Annotated in this window: 17 protein-coding genes and 1 pseudogene; 7 read left to right on the plus strand and 11 right to left on the minus strand. The window is 71.7% G+C overall.

Annotated elements, in window-relative coordinates:
* The first annotated feature begins 10 nt into the window (after positions 1–10).
* From OG202_RS39690 to pflA, 3 genes are all read left to right on the plus strand, one after another.
* Positions 11–934, plus strand: a complete 924-nt coding sequence (locus OG202_RS39690; RefSeq protein WP_326574929.1) for a carbamate kinase — start codon at positions 11–13, stop codon at positions 932–934.
* A 247-nt stretch (positions 935–1181) separates the two neighbouring features.
* Complete coding sequence (gene pflB, locus OG202_RS39695; protein WP_327727015.1) at positions 1182–3443, plus strand: formate C-acetyltransferase; 2262 nt, start codon at positions 1182–1184, stop codon at positions 3441–3443.
* On the plus strand, positions 3440–4186 hold the full coding sequence (gene pflA / locus OG202_RS39700; protein ID WP_327727014.1) for a pyruvate formate-lyase-activating protein: 747 nt from the start codon (positions 3440–3442) through the stop codon (positions 4184–4186). The genes pflB and pflA overlap by 4 nt, the downstream gene beginning before the upstream one ends.
* A gap of 61 nt (positions 4187–4247) precedes the next feature.
* Here pflA and OG202_RS39705 read toward each other — a convergent pair.
* The 4 genes and pseudogenes from OG202_RS39705 to OG202_RS39720 form a co-directional block, all read right to left on the minus strand.
* Positions 4248–4400, minus strand: a pseudogene (locus tag OG202_RS39705) (IS701 family transposase); the annotation flags it as partial.
* 409 nt (positions 4401–4809) lie between these two features.
* Positions 4810–4977, minus strand: a complete 168-nt coding sequence (locus OG202_RS39710) for a hypothetical protein (protein ID WP_326574922.1) — start codon at positions 4975–4977, stop codon at positions 4810–4812.
* Between the two features lie 439 nt (positions 4978–5416).
* Positions 5417–8077, minus strand: a complete 2661-nt coding sequence (gene adhE / locus OG202_RS39715) for a bifunctional acetaldehyde-CoA/alcohol dehydrogenase (protein ID WP_326574920.1) — start codon at positions 8075–8077, stop codon at positions 5417–5419.
* 384 nt (positions 8078–8461) lie between these two features.
* Positions 8462–9187, minus strand: a complete 726-nt coding sequence (locus OG202_RS39720; RefSeq protein WP_327727013.1) for a CBS domain-containing protein — start codon at positions 9185–9187, stop codon at positions 8462–8464.
* Between the two features lie 447 nt (positions 9188–9634).
* On the opposite strand from OG202_RS39720, the gene OG202_RS39725 reads away from it, so the two are divergent.
* From OG202_RS39725 to OG202_RS39735, 3 genes are all read left to right on the plus strand, one after another.
* A complete protein-coding gene (locus tag OG202_RS39725) occupies positions 9635–9859 on the plus strand; it encodes a hypothetical protein (RefSeq protein ID WP_326574916.1) in 225 nt (74 codons plus the stop codon).
* Positions 9860–10108: 249 nt separating this feature from the next.
* Positions 10109–10801: a response regulator transcription factor gene (locus OG202_RS39730; RefSeq protein ID WP_328224330.1), complete on the plus strand. Its 693-nt coding sequence runs from the start codon at positions 10109–10111 to the stop codon at positions 10799–10801.
* Between the two features lie 337 nt (positions 10802–11138).
* A complete protein-coding gene (locus tag OG202_RS39735; protein ID WP_327727012.1) occupies positions 11139–12134 on the plus strand; it encodes an Acg family FMN-binding oxidoreductase in 996 nt (331 codons plus the stop codon).
* Positions 12135–12358: 224 nt separating this feature from the next.
* Here the strand turns inward: OG202_RS39735 and OG202_RS39740 are convergent, their stop codons facing one another.
* The 7 genes from OG202_RS39740 to OG202_RS39770 form a co-directional block, all read right to left on the minus strand.
* Positions 12359–12709 carry a cupin domain-containing protein gene (locus tag OG202_RS39740; protein WP_326574911.1) on the minus strand — a complete coding sequence of 117 codons (351 nt, stop codon included), beginning with the start codon at positions 12707–12709 and terminating at the stop codon, positions 12359–12361.
* Positions 12687–13568: a class I SAM-dependent methyltransferase gene (locus OG202_RS39745; protein WP_327727011.1), complete on the minus strand. Its 882-nt coding sequence runs from the start codon at positions 13566–13568 to the stop codon at positions 12687–12689. The genes OG202_RS39740 and OG202_RS39745 overlap by 23 nt, the downstream gene beginning before the upstream one ends.
* Positions 13569–13741: 173 nt before the next feature.
* Complete coding sequence (locus OG202_RS39750) at positions 13742–14380, minus strand: vitamin K epoxide reductase family protein (protein WP_327727010.1); 639 nt, start codon at positions 14378–14380, stop codon at positions 13742–13744.
* A 17-nt stretch (positions 14381–14397) separates the two neighbouring features.
* Positions 14398–15165 (minus strand): respiratory nitrate reductase subunit gamma, encoded by a 768-nt coding sequence (gene narI, locus OG202_RS39755; RefSeq protein ID WP_326574906.1) that lies wholly within the window; start codon positions 15163–15165, stop codon positions 14398–14400.
* On the minus strand, positions 15162–15995 hold the full coding sequence (gene narJ / locus OG202_RS39760; RefSeq protein ID WP_326574904.1) for a nitrate reductase molybdenum cofactor assembly chaperone: 834 nt from the start codon (positions 15993–15995) through the stop codon (positions 15162–15164). The genes narI and narJ overlap by 4 nt, the downstream gene beginning before the upstream one ends.
* Complete coding sequence (gene narH, locus OG202_RS39765; RefSeq protein WP_326574902.1) at positions 15992–17551, minus strand: nitrate reductase subunit beta; 1560 nt, start codon at positions 17549–17551, stop codon at positions 15992–15994. Before narH ends, narJ begins: the two co-directional genes overlap by 4 nt.
* Position 17552: 1 nt before the next feature.
* Complete coding sequence (locus OG202_RS39770) at positions 17553–21260, minus strand: nitrate reductase subunit alpha (RefSeq protein WP_328224331.1); 3708 nt, start codon at positions 21258–21260, stop codon at positions 17553–17555.
* A gap of 354 nt (positions 21261–21614) precedes the next feature.
* Here OG202_RS39770 and OG202_RS39775 point away from each other — a divergent pair, with 354 nt between their 5' ends.
* Positions 21615–22118 carry a hypothetical protein gene (locus OG202_RS39775; RefSeq protein ID WP_326574898.1) on the plus strand — a complete coding sequence of 168 codons (504 nt, stop codon included), beginning with the start codon at positions 21615–21617 and terminating at the stop codon, positions 22116–22118.
* Positions 22119–22410: the final 292 nt, after the last annotated feature.

The raw sequence follows: 22410 nt of genomic DNA on the forward strand, positions 1-22410 counted from the left end.
GACCCAAGCCATGCGCATCGTCATCGCTCTCGGCGGCAATGCCCTGCTACGCCGGGGCGAACGCCCCGACGCGGCCGTGCAGCAGGCGAACATCGACCGGGTGACCACCGCCATCGCCGCCCTCGCTCTCGAACACGAGATCGTCGTCACCCACGGCAACGAGCCGCAGATCGGCCTGCTCGCGATGGAGAGCGCGGCCGACCCCGTCCTGACCGCCCCTTATCCACTGGACCTGCTGGGCGCCCAGACCGAGGGCCTGATCGGCTCTCTGCTGGTCCGGGCCCTGCACGACACGCTGCCCGGCCGCAAGATCGCCGCACTCGTCACCCACACCCTGGTACGGGCCGACGACCCGGCCTTCGCGCGGCCCACGAAGCGCGTCGGCCCCGTCTACCCCCAGGACGTCGCCCGCACCCTCGCGCGAAGGCGCGGCTGGCACATCGCCAAGGACGCCACCGGGTGGCGCCAGGTCGTCGCCTCACCCGCGCCCGAGGGCATCGTCGAGACCGAGACCATCCACGACCTGCTCACCTGCGGAGTGCTGGTCATCTGCGCCGGCGGTGGAGGCGTGCCCGTCACCGCCGACCACGACACCGGCGCGCTGCACGGTGTGGAGGCGGTCGTCGACAAGGACCTCACCGCAGCCCTGCTCGCCGAGGAACTCAAGGCCGACTTCCTGCTCATCCTCACCGACGTCCCGTGCGTCTATGCCGGCTACGGCACCCACGACCCGCAGCCCGTCCTCGACGCCACCCCCGACGACCTGCGCCGCGCGGGCTTCCCGGCCGACTCCATGGGCCCCAAGACGGAGGCCGCCGCACGGTTCGTCGAACGCACCGGCGGCCTGGCCGCCATCGGCGCCCTGGACGCGGCGTACGAGATCATCCACGGGAGGTCGGGGACCCTGGTGCGTCCCGATCTGGCTGTGGGCTGAGCGCCGCCGGAACGCGTGCGGCACCCCCTGACGACCGGACCGGGGCTGCCTGGCCGGACGGGCTGTTCCCGCTCGGTCCGGACCGGGCGACGAGGAGCGGGTCCCTGCCTGACAGGGACCTACGGCCCGGTACGAGAGGGACGGGTGGCGCGCCCCAGGTGCGCCGAGAGGCCCTCCCCGGGGGCACCGCGAGCGACGAGCATCAAGAGCGAAGAAGTTCCACGGCTGAGTGAGGGAGAGACCGGCGATGACGGCAACGGTGACGGCTGGACCCCGTGCGGTGACCGAGGCATGGCGAGGCTTCGCCGGTTCGCAGTGGCGGACCCAGGTCGACGTGCGCGACTTCATCCAGGCCAACTACACCCCCTACGAAGGCGATTCGACGTTCCTGACCGCGCCGACCGAGCGCACGCTCGCCGTCTGGGGCAAGGTCGCCCGTCTGTTCCCCGAGGAGCGCCGCCGCGGCATCCTCGACGTCGACACGGGCCTGCCGTCGACCATCACCTCGCACCGGCCGGGCTTCATCGACCGCGACCGCGAACTGATCGTCGGCCTGCAGACCGACGCGCCGCTCCGGCGGGCGATCATGCCGAACGGCGGGCTGCGGATGGTCGAGAACGGGCTGAAGGCATACGGCTACCAGGCCGACCACTTCGTGAAGCGCGTCTTCGGCACCTACCGCAAGACCCACAACGACGGTGTCTTCGACGCGTACACCCCCGAGATGCGCGCCGCCCGCAAGGCGGGCATCATCACCGGGCTGCCGGACGCGTACGGCCGCGGGCGGATCATCGGCGACTACCGGCGCGTCGCGCTGTACGGCACCGCCCGGCTGGTCGAGGCCAAGCGGGCCGAGCGGGCCCTGCTGGACGCGCGGCCCTCCACCCCGGACGTCATCCGTGACCGGGAGGAACTCGCCGAGCAGACAAGGGCGTTGGGTGATCTCGCGCAGATGGCGGCCTCGTACGGCTGCGATGTCACCCGGCCCGCGGCCACCGCCCGGGAGGCCGTCCAGTGGCTCTACCTCGGCTTCCTGGCGGCGGTGAAGGAGCAGAACGGCGCCGCGATGTCTCTGGGCCGCACCTCCACGTTCCTGGACGTCTACCTCCAGCGCGACCTGGACGAGGGCACCATCGACGAGACGCGTGCCCAGGAGCTGGTCGACGACTTCGTGATCAAGCTGCGGATCGTACGGTTCCTGCGCACCCCCGAGTACGACGCTCTCTTCTCCGGCGACCCGACCTGGGTGACGGAGTCCATCGGCGGCATCGGCACCGACGGCCGCCCGCTGGTCACCCGCACCTCCTTCCGCTTCCTCCAGACCCTCTACAACCTCGGCCCGGCCCCCGAGCCCAACCTGACCGTCCTGTGGTCGCCGAGGCTGCCCGAGGGCTTCAAGCGGTTCTGCGCCCAGGTCTCGATCGACACCAGCGCGATCCAGTACGAGTCCGACGACCTGATGCGCCCGCGCACCGGCGACGACACCGCGATCGCCTGCTGCGTCTCCGCGATGGCGGTGGGCAAGCAGATGCAGTTCTTCGGGGCGCGGGTCAACCTCGCCAAGGCCATGCTGTACGCGATCAACGGCGGCCGCGACGAGATGACCGGCGAGCAGATCGCCCCCGAGACGCCCGCGCTGGCCGGCGAGTACCTGGACTACGACGAGTTGTCGGCGGCGTACGACCGCATGCTGGACTGGCTGGCGGCCACGTACGTCAACGCGCTCAACGTCATCCACTACATGCACGACAAGTACGCCTACGAGCGCATCGAGATGGCCCTGCACGACCACCCCGTGCACCGCTTCATGGCGTGCGGCATCGCCGGCCTCTCGGTGGCGGCGGACAGCCTCTCGGCCGTCAAGCACGCGCGCGTGAAGGTCATCCGGGATGCCACGGGACTGGCCGTCGACTACGAGGTCGAGGGCGACTTCCCGGCGTACGGCAACAACGACGACCGTGTGGACGCGATCGCGGCCGCCCTGGTGGAGTCGTTCATGACGAAGGTGCGCGAGCACCCCACGTACCGCGACGCCGAGCACACCCAGTCGGTCCTGACCATCACCTCGAACGTGGTGTACGGCAAGCACACCGGCAACACCCCCGACGGCCGGCGCACGGGCGCCCCGTTCGCGCCCGGCGCCAACCCGATGAACGGACGCGACCGGCACGGCGTGGCCGCCTCGGCCCTCTCGGTGGCCAAGCTCCCGTACGAGCAGGCCCGCGACGGCATCTCGCTCACGACGACCATCACCCCCGAGGGCCTGGGCCACGACCCGGCCGAGCGCGCCGCGCACCTGGCCGGCATCCTCGACGCGTACATGGCCTCCGGTGGATTCCACATGAACGTCAACGTCCTGGACCGGGCGACGCTGGAGGACGCGATGGAACACCCGGACAAGTACCCGGAGTTGACGGTCCGGGTCTCCGGGTACGCGGTCAACTTCGTTCGCCTGACGCGCGAGCAGCAGCTCGACGTGATCAGCCGCACCTTCCACGGATCGCTGTGAACACCACGGTCGAGCCGGTGACGGGCCGGGTCCACTCCTGGGATCTGTCCACGGGAGTGGACGGTCCCGGGACCCGGTTCGTCCTCTTCGTCAGCGGCTGCCCACTGCGCTGCCTGTACTGCGCCAACCCGGACACCTGGCACATGCGCGACGGCAGGCAGACCACCGTCGACGAGGTGATGGCCGAGATCGAGAGGTACCGGGGCTTCATCACCACCGCAGGCGGGGGAGTGACGCTCACCGGCGGCGAGGCCCTGCTGCAGCCCGCGTTCACGGCCGGGATCTTCCGCCGCTGCAAGGAACTCGGTCTGCACACGGCCCTCGACACCTCCGGCTTCCTGGGCGCCCGCGCGAGCGACGAGCTTCTCGCCGACACCGACCTGGTGCTGCTGGACATCAAGTCCTTCGACGTCCGTACCTACCGGAAGCTGACCGGAGGTGACCTGGCCCCGACCCTCAACTTCGCCACCCGCCTGGACCGACTCGGCGTCCCGGTGTGGATCCGCTACGTCCTCGTGCCCGGCTGGACCGACGACCCCGCGGCCGTCGACGGGCTCGGCGGGTTCCTCTCCGGGCTGGGCAACGTCGACCGGGTGGACGTCCTGCCGTTCCACAAGCTCGGCACCCACAAGTACGACGCGCTGGGCATCCCCTTCCCGCTGCGCGACACACCCGCCCCGGATCCCGACCTGACGGAGCGGGTGCGGGAGCAGTTCCGGGAGCACGGCCTGCGGGCGCTGTGAACGCGGACCCCGGGGTGTCCTGTCAGGCGATCAATCCTTCGTAGGGTTGAGGGTGTTGGGGTCCGGCGCCAAGGAACCGGGTGATCAAGCGGGTGGCCGGCTCCGGTTTGGTGGCGAACCCGGCTTCCTCGCCCGGCCCGGCGGCCCGGCAGCGATCGGGGTCGGCTGTCCAGGAGCGCGGGACGTACGGTTCCCGGTCCACCGCCGCATGACCGCTCCACCGATCCCGGAGGGGTTCACCGTCCCTTCGATCGGCCCGCCAGGGCACGAAAACCGTTCGTGGAACCGCGAGGCGGCCAACTACCGTGCACCGCCGTGGACATCGATGACCCCAAAGACCTGGTCCGGCGTGGTTATGACGCGCTCTCCCGTCACTACGAGGAGGCATACGCTGCCGAGGCGAAGTACCAACCGTGGATCAGCGAATTGTGCGGTCGCCTCCCGACCGATCCGGGTTCGGCTTGGACGCCGCGGCGGCAGGCAGAGCCTCGACAGGTGGGCCCGGCTTCCACTGCCGCCCGGGCCGCGGTCCTCGGGACCGCGGGGCGGAGGCCTGTAGCAGCCGGATTCGGTTGTGTCGGCAGCCCGCGCGGCGGTGACCTTCTGGCGCATGCCGGTCGGCCCTACCGGACCATCGGCGGCAAGGAGTCGTGGAAGAGTGCCGGGGGTAGAGGCCCGGTGCCGGTGGCGCACATGCCGTCGAAGGTGAGCCGCAGGTAGCGCCGCCAGGCCGACGGATCGGCAGCCAGCAAGGGTGCGGCGGTGTAGTGCACGCCGCAGATCAGCAGCATCGGAAGCGTTCCCTCCCGGCCCGCGACTTGTGGTTGCACAGCGATCACCCTCCGAAGGGCTGGAGACGACGTCCCCATATTCGTCGTACCAGGTGACCCGGGCCTGCACAGACGTTGATCTGCACGGCGCTCTTCGGGTCGACGGCTTCGTCGACGGCTTCGTCGACGGGTTCCCTGAAGGTGGACGTCCGGTTTCCGTTGCCCCGGTCCGGTCGGCGAAGTCGGCGAGCGCGTGGCGTCGTCCTGGTGGGCGAAACGGTCGGTGACGGCTCTCGCGCTCTTGTGCTTGCCCGAGCCGGGTCGCCGGCCGCGAAGCTGCACGCCGCCTTGAGAAGCGTGGCGCTCGACGCTGTCGGCACCGACGCACCGACGCACCGACGCGGCCCGGGCGGGGGCGTCCGGGCCGCGGTCGGATCTGGCCGAGGGGGCTTGAGGTGGCCTATTCGGCAGGTGCGCCGGCCGGGCCGTAGTAGGCGGTGCGCATGATCTCCTGCATGTCGTCGAGCATGGGCATGCGCGGGTTGGCGGGGGCGCACTGGTCCTCGTAGGCGTTGAGGGACTGCTGGGGCAGGGCGTCGAGGAAGGCGCGCTCGTCCACACCGAGGGACCGGAACGACGGCTCGATGGCCACGGCGTCGCGCAGCCGCTCCACGGCCCAGGCGAGCGACTCCACGCCGTCGCCGGGTGTGGCGGCGGGCAGGCCGAGGGTGCGGGCGATGTCCTGGAAGCGTTCGGGGGCGCGGTAGCTCTCGTACTTGGGCCAGCCGGTGAGCTTGGTCGGGGCGGTGCCGTTGTAGCGGATGACGTGGGGGAGCAGGACGGCGTTGGTGCGGCCGTGAGCGATGTGGAAGGTGGCGCCGAGGGTGTGGGACATGGCGTGGACGATGCCGAGGAAGGCGTTGCCGAAAGCCATGCCCGCGATGGTGCCGGCGTTGTGCATCTTCTCGCGGGCTTCGGCCGAGCCCTCGCGGTCGTTCACCGCCGCTTCGAGGTGGTCGAAGATCAGGCGGATCGCGTGCAGGGCGAGGCCGTCGGTGAAGTCGTTGGCGTAGACGGAGACGTACGCCTCGATGGCGTGGGTGAGGGCGTCGAAGCCGCTGTCGGCGGCCAGTGCCGGGGGCAGCTCGGTGGTGAGCAGGGGGTCGACGATGGCCACGCTGGGCGTGAGCGCGTAGTCGGCCAGCGGGTACTTCTTGCCGGTGGCGGGGTCGGAGATGACGGCGAAGGGGGTGACCTCGGCGCCGGTGCCGGAGGTGGTGGGGACGCACACCAGGCGGGCGCGTGCGCCCAACGTGGGGAAGCGGAAGGCCCGCTTGCGGATGTCGGAGAACTTGTGCCGCATGTCGGCGAAGTCGGTGTCCGGGTGCTCGTAGAGGAGCCACATCACCTTGGCCGCGTCCATGGGCGAGCCGCCGCCGAGCGCGATGATCGTGTCCGGGCGGAAGTCGCGCATGAGGCGGGCGCCGCGCTGCACGGAGTCGATGCTGGGTTCCGGTTCGACGTTGTCGATGATCTGCAGCGTCACGGGCCCGGGACGGCGCTTGAGGACCCGGTCGACGCGGTCGACGAAGCCGAGACGGGTCATCGTCGCGTCGGTGACGATCGTGACGCGGTGGACGTCCGGCATGTCGGCGAGGTAGCGGATGGCCTGCGGCTCGAAGTAGATCTTCGGCGGGACCTTGAACCACTGCAGGTTGTTGCGGCGCGTCCCGACCCGCTTGACGTTCAGCAACTGGGGTGCGGAGACGTTGTTGGACACCGACGTGCTGCCCCAGGAGCCGCAGCCCAGGGTCAGGGACGGCAGCAGGCCGTTGTAGATGCCGCCGATGGCGCCCTGCGAGGAGGGCGCGTTGACGATGATCCGTACGGTCTTGATGCGCCTGCCGTACGCCTCGGCGAGTTCGCGGTCCTCGGTGTGGATGACCGCGCTGTGGCCCTGGCCGTGGAAGGCGACCATGTCGGCGGCCAGGTCGAACCCCTGCTCCTCGGAGCCGGCGCGCAGCACGGCGAGCACCGGGCAGAGCTTCTCGCGGGTCAGCGGCTCGTCCGGGCCGACCCGGTCGGCCTCGACCAGGATGAGCGAGGTGTCGGCGGGCACGGTGAAGCCGGCCTGCTCGGCGATCCACGCCGGGCTCTGGCCGACGGCCGCCGCGTTGACCTTGGGTTCGCAGCCCTTCCCCGTCCGGTCGGCGGGGAACAGGAACGCCTCCAGCTTCGCCTTCTCCTCGGCGGTCGCCAGGTGGGCGTGCAGGGTGCGGAACTCCGCCAGGGCGGCGTCGTAGATCTCGTCGTCCAGGATGACGGCCTGTTCGGAGGCGCAGATCATGCCGTTGTCGAACGACTTCGACAGCACCAGGTCGTTGACGGCCCGGCGCAGCTTGGCGCTCCTGTGGACGTAGGCGGGAACGTTGCCGGCGCCGACGCCCAGGGCGGGCTTGCCGGCCGAGTAGGCGGCCTTGACCATGGCGTTGCCGCCGGTGGCGAGGATCAGGGAGACGCCCGGGTGGCGCATGAGAGTGCCGGTGGCCTCGACCGACGGGGTCTCGATCCACTGGACGCAGTGCTTCGGCGCGCCCGCGGCGACGGCGGCGTCGCGCACGATCCTGGCCGCCTCGGCGCTGCAGCGCTGGGCGGAGGGGTGGAAGGCGAAGACGACCGGGTTGCGGGTCTTCAGGGCCATCAGCGCCTTGAAGATCGTGGTGGAGGTCGGATTGGTGACCGGCGTGATCGCGCAGACCACACCCACCGGTTCCGCGATCTCGACCATGTCCTCGATGTCGTCGCGGGCGATGACCCCGACGGTCTTCATACGGCCCATGCTGTGGGTGACGTGCTCGCACGCGAACATGTTCTTGGCGGCCTTGTCCTCGAAGAGGCCGCGGCCGGTCTCCTCCACCGCGAGCCGCGCGAGCGCGGTGTGCTGGTCCAGGGCGGCGACCGAGGCCTTGTTGACGATGTGGTCGACCTGTTCCTGCGTCAGGTCCTCGTAGTCGGCGAGCGCCTTGAGCCCGTTCGTGACCAGCCGGTCCACCGCGATGGCGGTCTCGGACGGCTCGCCGCCCGGGGCGGCGGCTCGGGTTCGGGCGTCCTGTGAGGTCATGGGGTTGCGCCTCCGTCGTCGAGGTCGTGGGCCGGAAGACCGGCAGCGTCCGTGTCGGGAGCGGCACCGCGTGGTCGGTACCGCTCGCACCATGACCGTCTCGCAGACGGCAGCCGCTCCCCAGGCGTCGAAGGTCCCGACCGGGGCCCGACCGGCCCGGGACACCAGGGCCGGTCGGCCACCCGAGGGCGGGAGGGGCGCCGGAACGCGGACGGAGACGGGCCCTCGGCAGCGCCTGCGAGCGCCGAGGACGTCCCGGGGAGATGGTGGGGCTATGGATGTCCGCTCCGCCCCGGCGCCGAGTGGATCACACCGGACAGGCCGCGCGGCGGGGGCGGTCGGGGCCGCCGTACCGGCGGTACGGCGCCGAAGGGGCGCCGGGGTTCACCGTTCGGGGAGCCAGTGGTGGGCGATCCGTCGGGAGGGGTGCTTCTCGGGTGGGTGGATGTCGTCGTCGCGGAAGGTGAGGCTGTTCATCACGCCCACCACGCCGTCCACCCGCCAGGTCAGCCGGACGGCCACCGGGATGTCGCTACGGCGTTCCAGGCGTCCCTCCAGCATGGCCGTGCCGTCGTGGACCGAGACGACGAGGGTGTGGGGCGGCAGGCACATGGCGCGGGTCAGGACCTCGTCGATGATCTCCTGACGGATCTCCTCGTCGGTGCGCAGGAAGACCCGCAGCAGGTCCCGGCGGGTGGCGATGCCGATCAGACGGTCCTCCTCGTCCACCACGGGCAGGCGTTCGATGTGGTGACGCTCCATCACCCGTGCGGCTTCCGCGACGCGTTGCTCCGGATGCACGGTGATCGCGGGTGTCGACATCAGCTGCCCGGCGGTCATGGCACGGGCCTTGGCGGCGGCGATACGTGCCTTCCGGCGCAGAGCGGGCAGCCGAAGACGGTCTCCCCGGTCCCGTTCGGCCTGTGCCGCCTGTCGGCGCATCAGGTCGGTCTCGGAGATGACGCCGAGAACCTTGTCGTCGGCGTCCACGACCGGCAGGCCGCTGATCCGGTGCCGGGCCAGCATGCGTGCCACGTCCTTGAACGGTGTGTCCTGGTGGGCCTGGATGACCTCGGGGGTCATCACCTCACCGACCTTGGAGGTCTTCACAGCAGTTCCCTTCTCCGCTGGTGCCCGTGGAGGGCCACTGGTTTTCCCCGCGCACGGCCACCGCGGGCCGATCTCCGTCCCCGCCGCGCCAAGTGCTCCCGCGGTGGGCATCGGGGGCCGGAACTCTCGGGTGAGGGCGACCGGCGGCCGCTGCTGTCCCGTTGGACCGTCCCGGGTGGCCGGCCCCTCGATGCCTCTTCAGCCTCCCGCGCACCGGCTCGACGGGGCAGGGCCGACCGGTCCCGAGCTTCCGGGCCGAACTGCCCCCTTGCCGCCGGGCCGGGCCGGCCCTCGACGTCCGGTGGCCGGGGGGAACCTGGAGGTAAGGGCAGGGCGTACCGGATGCGGGAGGCGCGGTGAGTGGTCTGGTGGCCGTGGGGGTGGACGGGGCCCACCGTCTGGTGGGCGAGGCGGTGGAGCGTGCGCGCGCTGTGGCGCCGGGCGTCCATGTCAGCCACGCGGTGGTGCGCGGGTCGGGCCGGCGAACCGCTCGGCGTTGCGCGGGGCGCCCCGGATCTCGGCGAGGGTGTCGGCCGCACCCAGTCCCGGGAGCCGAAGGGCCGCGCGTCGGATGTGCTCCGGGACGGGGAGTACCCGATGAGTGATCCGGTGATCGCGGGCCTCGGCGGTTCCCCCTCCGGTATCGGCCCGGTCGCCGGCCGCGGCCGGTGAGGCGCACCCGCGCAGCCGCGCACCCGCGCACCCGCGCACCCGGACTCCCCGGCGTTCGGCAGCGGGCGGCGCCGGGTACGCGATCAGAACCGGTACGCGTGGGAATGCGCGAACGGCAGAGGGAAAAGGGCCGGTAGGCCCTGGCCGTTCGGCCCGGAAGCGCGCAAGATCTGCGACAGGGAAGGACCGGTCCCGCCCATCCGGCGGGCTCCGGTACAGGAGACAGACGACACAGGACAGGAGCCGTCGATGGCGGACAGCGAGCGACCCGGTACCGACAACCCGATCCGGGTCTTCCTGCTGGACGACCACGAGGTGGTACGGCGCGGGGTGCGCGACCTGCTGAACGACGAGCCGGACATCGCCGTGATCGGCGAGGCCGGCACCGTCGAGCAGGCCCTGGTGCGGGTCCCCGCGCTGCGCCCGCAGGTGGCCGTGCTCGACGTGCGGCTGCCCGACGGAGACGGCGTGACCGTCTGCCGCGAGCTGCGCTCACGCATGCCGGAACTGGCCTGCCTGATGCTGACCTCGTTCGACGACGAGGAGGCCCTGCTCGACTCGATCATGGCCGGAGCCTCCGGATACGTGCTGAAGCAGATCCAGGGCACGGACCTGGTGTCCGCCGTGCGTACGGTGGCCGCAGGCCAGTCCCTGCTCGACCCCAGCGCCACCGCCAAGGTGATGGCCCGGCTGCGCCATGACCAGCAGCCGGAGGAGGAGCCGGACGCCCTGCCGGGGCTCACCGCCCGGGAGCGGGAGATCCTGGCTCTGATCGGCGAGGGCCTGACCAACCGCCAGATCGGACAGCGGCTCTACCTGGCGGAGAAGACGGTCAAGAACCACATCTCCCGTCTGCTCGCCAAGCTCGGCGTGGAGCGGCGCATCCAGGCCGCGGTCATCGCCACGCAGGCACAGGACCGGCTGCGGCACGAAGGACGCTGAGCCTTCACCGCCGTCGGCACCCGCAGGGCCGAACGAACGCCCCTCACCGGACCCCCGTGCGGACCGGTCCGGGTCTTAGCGCCGGCACGGGTGTGTGGAAGTCCGGAGCGGTCGCTGATCCGAGCAGGACGAGGTCCGTGCGCATCGTGTTCCGTGATGGCCGCGTCGGTGTGCGGATTCCGGGTGCTCGGCGGTGCCGCTGGGCAGACACTGGAATCGGCCCGTCGGGTTGCGGGCCTGAACGCCGCCGAGGCCGTGGTGCCGGCCCCCAGGCCGCCCCGCTGACGCGGTACCTGGTGGGGGCCCGCGGCACGGCGGGGCATGACAGGAGGATTCCATGGCTTCGCGCGAACTCGACGAGAAGACGGTGAGCACGCTCGTGGCCGAGGCCGCCGCGGCTCCGTCCATGCACAACGCGCAGCCCTGGCGTTTCCAGTACGTCGCCGACGAGCGTCTCCTGCTGCTGCGCGCCGACCTCGAGCGGGCCATGCCCCGGTCCGATCCCGGCAACCGGGCGCTGTACATCGGCTGCGGGGCGGCGCTGTTCAACCTGCGCGTCGCCGCCGCGCACACGGACCTCGCCCCCGACGTCCGGCTGCTGCCCGAGCCACAGGATCCGCTGCTGCTCGCGGCCGTCCACCTGGCAGACCCGGACGAGCGACGCTTGCGGGAGGAGGACCTGACGCGGCTGCACGAGGCGATCCGGCAGCGGCACACCAGCCGCCACCCCTTCGCCGAGAAGGACATTCCCGATGACGTCCAGGCCGCCTTGCGGGATGCGGCGGCGCGTGAGTCGGGTGTCCTGCTCTTCCCCGGCCCCTGGCACGCCGAGACCGTGCTCGACCTGGTCCGTGATGCGGAGAGCCGCGACGCGATGGAGCCCGGCGCCCGCGCGGACCTCATCCGCTGGACCCGGCTCGGAGCGGAGGCGGACACCGCCGTCGACGGCGTCCCCGAGTACGCCTTCGGCCCGCGCAAACGGGACGGCAAGGCTCCGGTACGGGACTTCGCCGGACGCCGGCCGGTGGCCGACCGCGGCAGCACCGCCTTCGAGCACGCCCCCCACCTGGCCCTGCTGAGCACCCCCGGTGACGCGCCCGCCGACTGGCTGCGCGCCGGGCAGGCCCTGGAACGGGTTCTGCTGGAGGCCACGCTGGCCGACCTGGCCACCTCCCTGACCTCCCACGCCCTGGAGGCCCGCGACCTGCGCCTGCTGGCCCGCGACCCGGGATGGGGCACGGGCTACGTGCAGATGGTGCTGCGACTCGGCTACGGCCCCCGGGGCCCGGCCACCCCCCGCCGCCCGGTGAAAGACGTTCTCGACGTCGTGTGACCGAGGCCCCCGGCCCCGGCAGGCCAGGTCAGGGCAGGGTAGGAAGACAGGAAGACAGGAAGACAGGAAGACAGGAAGACGTGGCTCTCCGGCCGTCGACGGGTGCGGCGCCGCTCGTGTGCGCCGCGTGTGGTTCGGCCGGCGGCGAGGGGCCGCTGCTCACCGTGTGCCGCGCGCGGCGGCACCGGTGCGTCGATCACGCAGCGCACACGACCGGGCGCCGGTCATGCCGCGGAAGGCGCCCCGGACCCGGACGGCTCCGGGGCGGGGAGCATGGTCAGCAGCATGACGCTGGGCTCGGTGGCACGCACGGTGTGCGGCAGCCGTGCGGGCAGGTGGATCCAGCTGCCGGGCCCCGCCTCGGTCTTCTCGTCGCCCAGGACCAGGTCGAGGCGGCCTTGGACGACCTGGATGACCACGGGGAGGGCGGAGGTGTGCTCGGTCAGTTCCTGGCCGGCGGCGAAGGCGAAGCCGACCACGCGTAGACGGTCGTCGCGGTACAGGACACGGCTGAGGGTGCCGTCCTCGGGCACGGTCAGTTCGGCGGCCAGGTCACTGATCACGGTGGCGGTCATCTCGGGTTCCTCCTCGGGGCCGGGACGGGGTGGGGACGGCGAGCAGGCTGATCGCGCCCAGGTGGGCGCTGTGACGTCGGAACACGCGGCGCATGTGGAGCACACGGCGCAGTGCGGCCGGGTCCCGCAGTGCCCGGCCGGCGATGCGCAGGGCGGGGGCCGGTCCTTCGTCGGCGATGAGGCGACGCGGTTCGAGCAGCGCCATCGGTGCCGTCCTGCGGGCGGTGACGGTGAATCCCTCGTCCGCGAGAAGGTCACTCCAGGCGGTGGGAGTCAGGGGGCGGGCGCCGACGTGGATGGCCTCGCGCAGGTCATGGGTGATCCGTTCGGCGAGTGCCGGGTCCAGGTCGTCGGGCAGCAGGCACAGTTCGTGGATGGCGTAGCGGCCGGTGGAGTCGTCGAGGAGGCGCCTGACCTCTCGTACGATGCGGCGCTTGGCGGCTTCGGGCTGCATGGTCAGCATCGCCTCGCCGTACACGACGGTGGCGTCGCCGTCCGGCAACCGGGTGTCCGCGGCGTCCGACCGTACGGCGCGCACCTGAGTCGCGCCCGGGGCGGTGAGGGCGCTGAGTGCGGCCACGGCGGTGGCGTCGCGGTCGACGGCGGTGTAGGCGGCAGGACGGCGGGCGAGGGTCAGCCGGGCGGTGGCCCCGAGGCCGGCGGCCAGCTCCACGACCCGGTCCTCCGGATCCACGCCCAGGGCGTCCAGCATCCATCGGGTCAGCTCCACACCGCCGGGGCGCAGCACACGCTTGCCCAGCCGGGCCAGCAGCCAGTGGCCGGGCATGCGGGCGGCGTCGAGTCCGTCGCCGGGAAGGGAGATGCCGTTCCGCAGGGCCGAATGGTCTGTCGTTGCCATGCCCGTGCCTCGCTCTCTACGTGCATCGATGCTACTTAGGTAAACCTAACTCGGAGGGGTGGTGGAGTGCGGGGGGCCGAAGGTCCCGATGGAAGGGCCAGTGGGCCCGTCACTGCTTGTGCGGAGGACGGAGTGCAGCGGGCGGAGTGCTCAGGGCGGAGGGCGGCGGTCGGTCAGATCAGGCTGCTCCAGTACGGCCAGAAGCGGGTGAGGACGAGCAGCGCGATCACCCCGTACCAGGCGCCGAGGAGTATCCAGTGCGTGTCCCGGACGACGTACAGCACGGCCCGGGGCACGGGGACGATTCCGCGTTCCAGGCAGTGCAGGGTGACGTACCAGAACAGGGCGATGGTCGCGGCCCAGACGACGGCGCAGTAGGGGCAGAGCGTGCCGAGCTCGTAGAGCGACTGTCCGATCAGCCAGTGCGCGAACACCACCCCGACCAGCGCGCCGGCGTCCAGCGTGAGCCAGAGCCGGCGGTGCAGGCGTGCCCCCGAGAGCACGGCGATGCCCAGAGCGGTCACGGCGGCGAAGGCGCCCAGTCCCAGCAGCATGTTGGGGAAGCCGAACAGGCTGCCCTGCGGGCTGGACATGACGCTGCCGCAGCTCACGACGGGGCCGATGTCGCAGGGTGGTCGGTAGGCGGGGTCACGGAGCAGCCGCCAGTCGTCCACGGTGAGCTGGAAGGACGCGAGCCAGCCGACGGTCCCGGTGAGGACCATCACCCATCCCGTGCGGCGGCTCGCGCCCACCGTGTGCGGACCCGGCGGGGGCGTGGCTTCCGGCACACCCACGCCGGGTCCGTGACTCATGCGGTGACCCATGCGGCTCACCGCGAGCCGGAGGCCGAACGGGGCCGGCCCGCGGCCGTCGGCGCCGCGGCCGGGGTGGCTCGCCTGCGGTAGACCAGGTACGGCCGCGCCAGGTATCCGATCGGGGCGCTCCACACATGGACCAGCCGGGTGAACGGCCAGGCCGCGAAGAGCAGGAACGCGGTGAGAGCGTGCAGCTGGAACAGCAGCGGGGCTCCGGCGATCGCCTCCGGCTGCGGCTGGAGGACGAACAGGCCGCGGAACCACACGGAGACGGTGGAGCGGTAGTCGTATCCGGCGCCGAAGACATTGTGGGCGGCGGTGGCCGTGATGCCGAGCAGGACGGTGGCGGACAGCAGGGGGAACAGGAGTTTGTCACTGCGGTCGGTGCCGAGCCGGATCCGGCGGGTCAGCAGTCGGCGGGCGCACAGCATGCCCAGTCCGGCGACCATGGCGACGCCGGCCACCGAGCCCGCCCAGACGGCCGTGGTGTGGTAGGCGTGCTCGGTGATGCCCACGGCCTCGGTCCACGAGTCGGGGACGGCGAGCCCGACGACGTGCCCGGCGATCACCATGAAGGCGCCCAGGTGGAACAGCGGGCTGCCCCAGCGCAGCCAGCGGTGTTCGAGGAGCTGGGTGGTGCGGGAGGTCCAGCCGAACTGGTCCTGGCGGTAGCGCCAGACGTGGCCGACCACGAACACGGCGAGACAGATGTAGGGGAGGGCGACCCACAGGAGCAGATCGGCGCCGCTCGCTGCGGCAAGGGAGGCAGGCGCGGCGCTCATCGGGGGCCTTCCGGGGTGGAGAGGGGTGGCATGAGGGTGGGCCGGGCCTGGTCGGGCGGGACGAAGGTGCCCGGTGGGGCGAACTCCCCGGCTCCGTACGGGTCGATGCCGACGTCCTCGTTGGGCGGGCCCTGGGCGGCCAGTTCGGCGACGGCCCGCAGGTCGGCCTCGGTGGGCGGCGGCAGGAGGGTCAGCAGCGCGGCCAGGACGTGCCGGTAGGGGGAGTCGGCGTCGGTCAGGGCGCGGTGGATCAGTTCCAGGCCGCGCCGGTGCTGACGCAGTGGCGCCTCACCCGCCCGAGGGCCGGCGAGTGCGGCGAACTCCAGGACGACCGGGAGGTGGTCGGGGAGTTCACCGCCGTCGGTGTCCCATCCGGTGGCGCGGTAGCGCTGGGCGAGGGTGAGCAGGGCCATGCCGCGGCGGCGGGTGTCGCCGTGCAGGTAGTAGGTGAGGTAAAGGCTGCTCTTGCGGCGCAGGTCGAACATCTCGACGTAGTGCCGCTCCAGGGCCTGGGTCTCCTGGCCGCCGCACCAGGCGGTGAAGGCGGCCAGATGCTCTGCGGCGGGTGAGGGCGCCAGCGCCTCCACGGTGGCCGCCAGCACGGGCCGTGCGGCGGCGAGTTCGGCGTCCGGGTACTGCAGCAGCAGCGACAGCAGCCGTAGCAGCAGCGCCCGGTCCTGGGTCTCCTCCGGCGTGAGCCGGGTCGGACGTCCCGGGCGGGCCGCGCGACCCGGGCGGCGCACGGCGGCCCGGACGCGGGAGCGGAGGACGGCGGGAACGGAGGGGAGTCCCCCCAGGCGTTCAGCACCGGGGGAGGGCAGCGGGCTCACGGGTGGCCTCCGGCTGGTGTGTCGGACGTACGGCGGCGCAGGGTGGGGATGCCGAGCATGGTCCTGCGGGGTTCGGCGGTGTCGGAGGACTCGACCGGGCAGCGGTTCTCCATCGCGGTCAGGGCGGCGGCGTCCTCCTTGTGGGCGGCGGGGACGACGTAGCGGTCCTGGTACTTGGCGACGGCGAGGAGCCGGTGCAGGTCCTCGGCCTCGCGTGCGGTGAGGCCGACGGCCTCGAGCGGCGCCTCGTCGCCGTCCTCGCCGAGGGTGCGTTCGCGCATGTACGAGCGCAGCGCGGTGAGCTTCATCAGCACCCCGGCGACGACGTCCGCGTCACCGGCGGTGAACAGCTCGGCCAGGTACTCCAGCGGGATGCGCAGCCGAGTGACGGCGGCGAAGACGTGGTCGGGGTCGTCCTGGTTTCCGCCCGCCGCGTCGACGGCGTCGAGGACGGGGGAGAGCGGGGGCACGTACCAGACCATCGGCATGGTCCGGTACTCCGGGTGCAGCGGAAGCGCCACCTTGTACCTCATCACGAGGTCGTACACCGGGGAGCGGCGGGCCGCGTCCAGCCAGTCCTCGGGTATTCCCGATTCCCGTGCCGCCGCGATCACCTCGGGGTCGCGCGGGTCGAGGAAGACGCCCCGCTGGGCGTCGAGGAGGTCCTTCTCGTCCGGGGTGGCGGCCGCCTCGCCGACGCGGTCGGCGTCGTAGAGGAGCAGCCCCAGATAGCGCAGCCGGCCGACGCAGGTCTCGGAGCAGACGGTGGGCTGGCCGGCCTCGATACGCGGGAAGCAGAAGGTGCACTTCTCGGCCTTGCCGGTGGCGTGGTTGACGTACACCTTCTTGTACGGGCACGCCGTGACGCACATGCGCCAGCCCCGGCAGCGGTCCTGGTCGACGAGCACGATGCCGTCCTCGACCCGCTTGTACATCGCCCCGGACGGGCACGCGGAGACACACGCCGGGTTGAGGCAGTGCTCGCACAGGCGGGGCAGGTGGAAGAGGAAGGTCTGCTCGAACTCGAACCTGACCTTCTCCGCCCATTCCCCGGTGAGGTTCGGGTCGCCGCCCGCGTTCTCGGGTGCGCCGCCGAGGCCGTCCTCCCAGTTGGCGCCCCAGGTGATGGAGGTGGGCCTGCCGGTGAGGACCGAGCGGGGGCGGGCCACGGGGATGTCCCGGCCGGCCGGGGCGTTGACGAGGTTGTCGTAGTCGTAGGTGACGGGCTCGTAGTAGTCCTCGATGGACGGCAGGTCGGGGTTGGAGAAGAGGGACAGGAGCCGCTTGATCCGCCCGCCGGAGCGCAGGACGAGACGCCCGCGCTTGTCCAGCATCCAGCCGCCCTTCCACTGCTCCTGGTCCTCGTAGCGGCGGGGGTAGCCGACGCCGGGCTTGGTCTCGACGTTGTTGAACCAGGCGTACTCGACGCCGGTGCGGTTGGTCCACGTCTGCTTGCAGGTGACCGAGCAGGTGTGGCAGCCGATGCACTTGTCGAGGTTCATGACCATCGCGATCTGTGCCATGACTCGTCCGATAGTGGCTTCGCCACGGGGCATGTCAGTACTCCACATCCTGGCTGCGGCGGCGGATGACGGTGACCTCGTCGCGCTGGTTGCCGGTCGGGCCGTAGTAGTTGAAGGCGTAGGTGAACTGGGCGTAGCCGCCCGCGAGGTGGGTGGGCTTGAGCAGCAGCCGGGTGAGGGAGTTGTGGATGCCGCCGCGCTTGCCGCTGACCTCGGTCTTCGGGACGTTCACGGTGCGGTCCTGGGCGTGGTACATGTACACGGTCCCCTCGGGCATGCGGTGGGTGACCACGGTCCGGGCGGCGACGACGCCGTTGCGGTTGTACGCCTCGATCCACTCGTTGTCCTTGACGCCGATCTTCTCGGCGTCGGCGGTGGACATCCAGATCGTGGGTCCGCCGCGGGACAGATCGAGCATGTACTTGTTGTCCTGGTAGTTCGAGTGGATGGACCACTTCGAGTGCGGGGTCAGATAGCGCACGGTGACCTCGGCCCGGCCGCTCTCGTGCAGATGCTCGTCGCCGTAGTGCCGGGGGGTGTTCAACGGCGGCCGGTAGACGGGCAGTTGTTCGCCGAGCTCGGCCATCCAGTCGTGCTGGACGAAGAAGTGCTGGCGGCCGGTGAGGGTGTGCCAGGGCTTCTTGTGCTCGGTGTTGATGACGAACGGTGAGTAGCGGCGCCCGCCGGTCTCCGAGCCCGACCACTCGTACGACGTCATCACCGAGCGGGGCTGGGTGCGGGTGTCGGCGAACGTGATCCGTTCCGCCTCGCGCTCGGAGGCGAGCCCGACCAGGCCCTCGCTGCCCGTCCGCCGCTCCAGTTCCCGGAAGCCCTCGGTGGCGAGGCGGCCGTTGGTGGTGCCGGACAGGGCGAGGATCGCCTCGCACATGTCGCTCGCGGTGGCGAGCGAGGGCCGCCCGGCGGCGACTCCGTCCCTGACGGTGCCGTTGCGGCGCCGGAGGTCGTCGATCTCCTGGTTCGGGTGGACGGTGACGCCCTTGGTGGTGGTGCCCAGGGTGTCGAGCAGCGGACCCACGGCCCGCATCTTCTGCGCGGTCGCGGCGTAGTCCCGCTCGATCGTGACCAGCTTCGGCATGGTCCTGCCGGGGACCGGTTCGCACTCGCCGGCCTTCCAGTCCCGTACGACCCCGCCGGGCTGGGCGAGTTCGTCCGGGGTGTCGTGCAGCAGCGGTACGGCGAGGACGTCGGTACGGGTGCCGAGGTGCTCGGCGGCCAGTTCGCTGAACCGGTCGGCGATGGTCAGGAACGTGTCGTAGTCGGTGCGGGCCTGCCAGGGCGGGGCGATGGCGGGGGTGAAGGCGTGCACGAAGGGGTGCATGTCCGTGCTGGACAGGTCGTCCTTCTCGTACCAGGTGGCGGCCGGCAGGACGACGTCGGAGAGCAGCCCGGTGGAGGTCATCCGGAAGTCCATGGTGACCAGCAGGTCGAGCTTGCCCTCGGGGGCCTCCGCCCGCCACACCACCTCCTTCAGGCGCCCCTCGGGCGGGGTCTCCTCGGAGCGGACCGCCGCGTCGGTGCCCAGCAGGTGCCGCAGGAAGTACTCGTTGCCCTTGCCGGAGGAACCGAGGAGGTTGGCCCGCCACACGGTCAGTACGCGCGGGAAGTTGGCCGGGTCGTCGGGGTCCTCGGCGGCGAACCGCAGCCGCCCCGACTTCAGCTCGTCGACGATGTGCTCGGCGACCGGACGGCCCGCGGCCGCCGCCTCGTCCGTGAGGTCGAGCGGGTTGCGGTTGAAGCCGGGGTGGCCCGGCGTCCAGCCCAGCCGCACGGCCTGCGCCAGGCAGTCGGCGAACCCCTTGCCCTGGAACCGCCCCTTCCCGAGCGGGGAAGCGAGCTCCTCGGGCCCGAACGCCTCGTAGCGCCACTGGTCGGAGTTCAGGTACCAGTACGAGGTGCCCGCCATGTGCCGTGTGGGCCGCTGCCAGTCGAAGGCGAACGACAGGTGCTGCTGCCCGGTGACCGGGCGGACCTTCTCCTGGCCCACATAGTGCGCCCAGCCGCCGCCGTTGACGCCCTGGCAGCCGGTCATCGTGATCAGCGCCAGGAAGGCGCGGTAGATGGTGTCGGAGTGGAACCAGTGGTTGGTGCCAGCGCCGAGCGCGATCATCGAGCGTCCGTCGGTGCGCTCGGCGTTGCGGGCGAACTCCCGGGCGATCCGGGCCGCCTGCTCCGCCGGAACCGAGGTGATCGTCTCCTGCCAGGCGGGGGTGTACGGCTCCGACGCGTCCTCGTACGAGGACGGCCAGGTGCCCGGCAGACCCGGCCGCTCGACGCCGTACTGCGCCAGCATGAGGTCGAAGACGGTGGTGACCAGGCGCCCGCCGACCCTGCGGACCGGAACGCCCCGGACCATCACCGAGCCGCCTTCGGTGGTCCCCTCGTCGAAGCGGGGCAGCGCGACCTCGGCCGTGTCCTCGGCCCGTTCCAGCAGGCTCAACTCCGGTACGACATCGCCCAGGTCGAGATTCCAGCGGCCTCGCCCGGCCTCCCCCCACCGGAAGCCGAGCGAGCCGCCGGGGACCACCGGTTCGCCGGTGGCCCCGTCCAGGAGGACCGTCTTGAACTCCGCGTTCTCCTCGGTCCCTTCCTCACCGCCGAGATCGGCGGCGGTCAGGAACCCGTCGGGGACGAGTCCGTGGTCGTGCTCGCGCAGGGTCACCAGGAACGGGGCGTCGGTGAACTTGCGCAAGTAGTCCTGGAAATAGGGCACTTCGCGGTCGACGAGGAACTCGCGCAGGATCACGTGGCCCATGGCCATCGCCAGCGCGCCGTCCGTTCCGGGGTGCGGGGCGAGCCATTCGTCGGCGTGCTTGACGTTGTCGGCGTAGTCGGGGCTGACCGCGACGACCTTGGTGCCGTTGTAGCGGGTCTCGGTCAGGAAGTGCGCGTCCGGCGTGCGGGTGACGGGGATGTTCGAGCCCCACATGATCAGATAGCCCGCGTTCCACCAGTCGGCGGCCTCCGGCACGTCCGTCTGGTCGCCGAAGACCTGCGGCGAGGCGATCGGCAGGTCCGCGTACCAGTCGTAGAACGACAGCAGCGTGCCGCCGATCAGCGAGTGGAACCGCGCCCCGGCCGCGAACGACGCCATCGACATCGCCGGGATGGGCGAGAACCCGGCGACGCGGTCGGGGCCGTACGCCTTGACGGTGTGCACCTGGGCGGCGGCGACCAGTTCGCTCACCTCGTCCCAGTCCGCACGCACCAGACCGCCCTTGCCACGTGCCCGCTTGTAGGCGCGGGCCTTGGCCGGGTCGCCGGTGATCTCGGCCCAGGCGGCCACCGGGTCACCGAGCCGCTTGCGGGCCTCCCGCCACAGCTTCAGCAGCGCCCCGCGCACATAGGGGTAGCGGACCCGGCTGGGCGAGTACGTGTACCAGGAGAACGACGCCCCGCGCGGGCAGCCGCGCGGCTCGTACTCGGGGCAGTCCGTGCCGATCGACGGGTAGTCGGTGGCCTGGTGCTCCCAGGTGATGATGCCGTCCTTGACGTAGACCATCCACGAGCAGGAACCGGTGCAGTTGACCCCGTGCGTCGAGCGCACCACCTTGTCGTGGGCGTAGCGGTCCCGGTAGAAGCCTTCCCACTTGCCGTCGTTCTCGCCGAAGACGGCGCGTCCGTCGGCCGACACCTCACTACGCGTCAGCAACCGCCGGGTCGCGAGGGGCCAGCCCCGAGCGGCGCGCGACTCCCGCTGCCGTGCGTTCTGATCGTTCTCCATGGCCCGGAACGCTAGGCGGCGCGGCCCCGGGCGCACCTGGGGCCGGCGGTCCCCGCCGGATGGCTTTCCGGCCCCATCCGGCTGGTCGCGATGGGGCCCAATGGCCCCGGTGGTGGGGTCCGGTCGGCCGGGGAACCGGTGCGGCCGACGTTGCATGCTTGGCATCGATCGAACCGCAGATGCCCCATCCGTACGACCGCATTCCGTGCCTGCCGGGCGGCCGATTCCCCCGTCCCCGGCCGCCGCAGGTGTAGCGCGTACGGCGCGTGGCGCCCGGTCCGGTCGCGCGTCCGGCCGTCCCCCACGGCCGGACGCGGCATCCCTCGAGCACATGAGGAAAGAAGGACACCCACCATGGACGGATCACACCGTCGGGCCGGCACCCTGCTCGGGACGGTCGGTACAGCGCTGGCAGCGGCCGGGCCGGTCATGCTGTGGCGGGGCCGCAGCGGCAGGAAGGAGATCCGTACCGAGCTGGCCGCCCAGAGAATCACCTTCCCCGAGCGCGGGCTGCCCGCCGAACTCGCCGCCCACGCCGGACGCCGTGTGGAAACCGGCCCCGAGGCCCACGCCTACGCCGAGTTCATCCAGGGCAATCTCGCCCATGCCACCGGAGGCCGCACCTACGCCGAGATCAGCGCCGAACTGCACGCCGCCGGCGGCGAGGACGAGAAGCTCGCCGAACTGCGCCGGACCGCGTTCATGGGCCAGTCCCTGCGCGCCTCGCTGATGTCCGCCTACCAGGCATGGCACCTCACGACCCTGGTCATGGGCCTGGGCGCCGCACTGACCGGCCTGGGTGTCGCCATGGTGGCCACCGCGGACGCCCTGGCACCCCGCTCTTCGCACCGCTCCTGAACCGCGGCGGCGTGCACGGACGGGACCCTGGACGCCCGCGTGAGGGCGGCCGGAGGTCTCGCAGGGGCTGCCACCCGGCACGCCGTCGACGGTCGCCCGTCCGACGGCCCCGTCCGGCCCTGTCGCACCAGCCGCGAAGAGGGACCGTCGGCCCTGTTGGAGAAGACCATCGGCCGCCGCGCCGACCACCGCCGCCGGTGGATGCTGACGGCGACCGATCAGGAGGTATCCCGTGCACGACCACGTCGACCGCCCTCAAGGCCGATTCCACCGCTGTCGCTCGCGGTGGGTG

The sequence above is a fragment of the Streptomyces sp. NBC_00310 genome, assembly GCF_036208085.1.
In the GTDB taxonomy this organism is placed as follows: Bacteria; Actinomycetota; Actinomycetes; order Streptomycetales; family Streptomycetaceae; genus Streptomyces.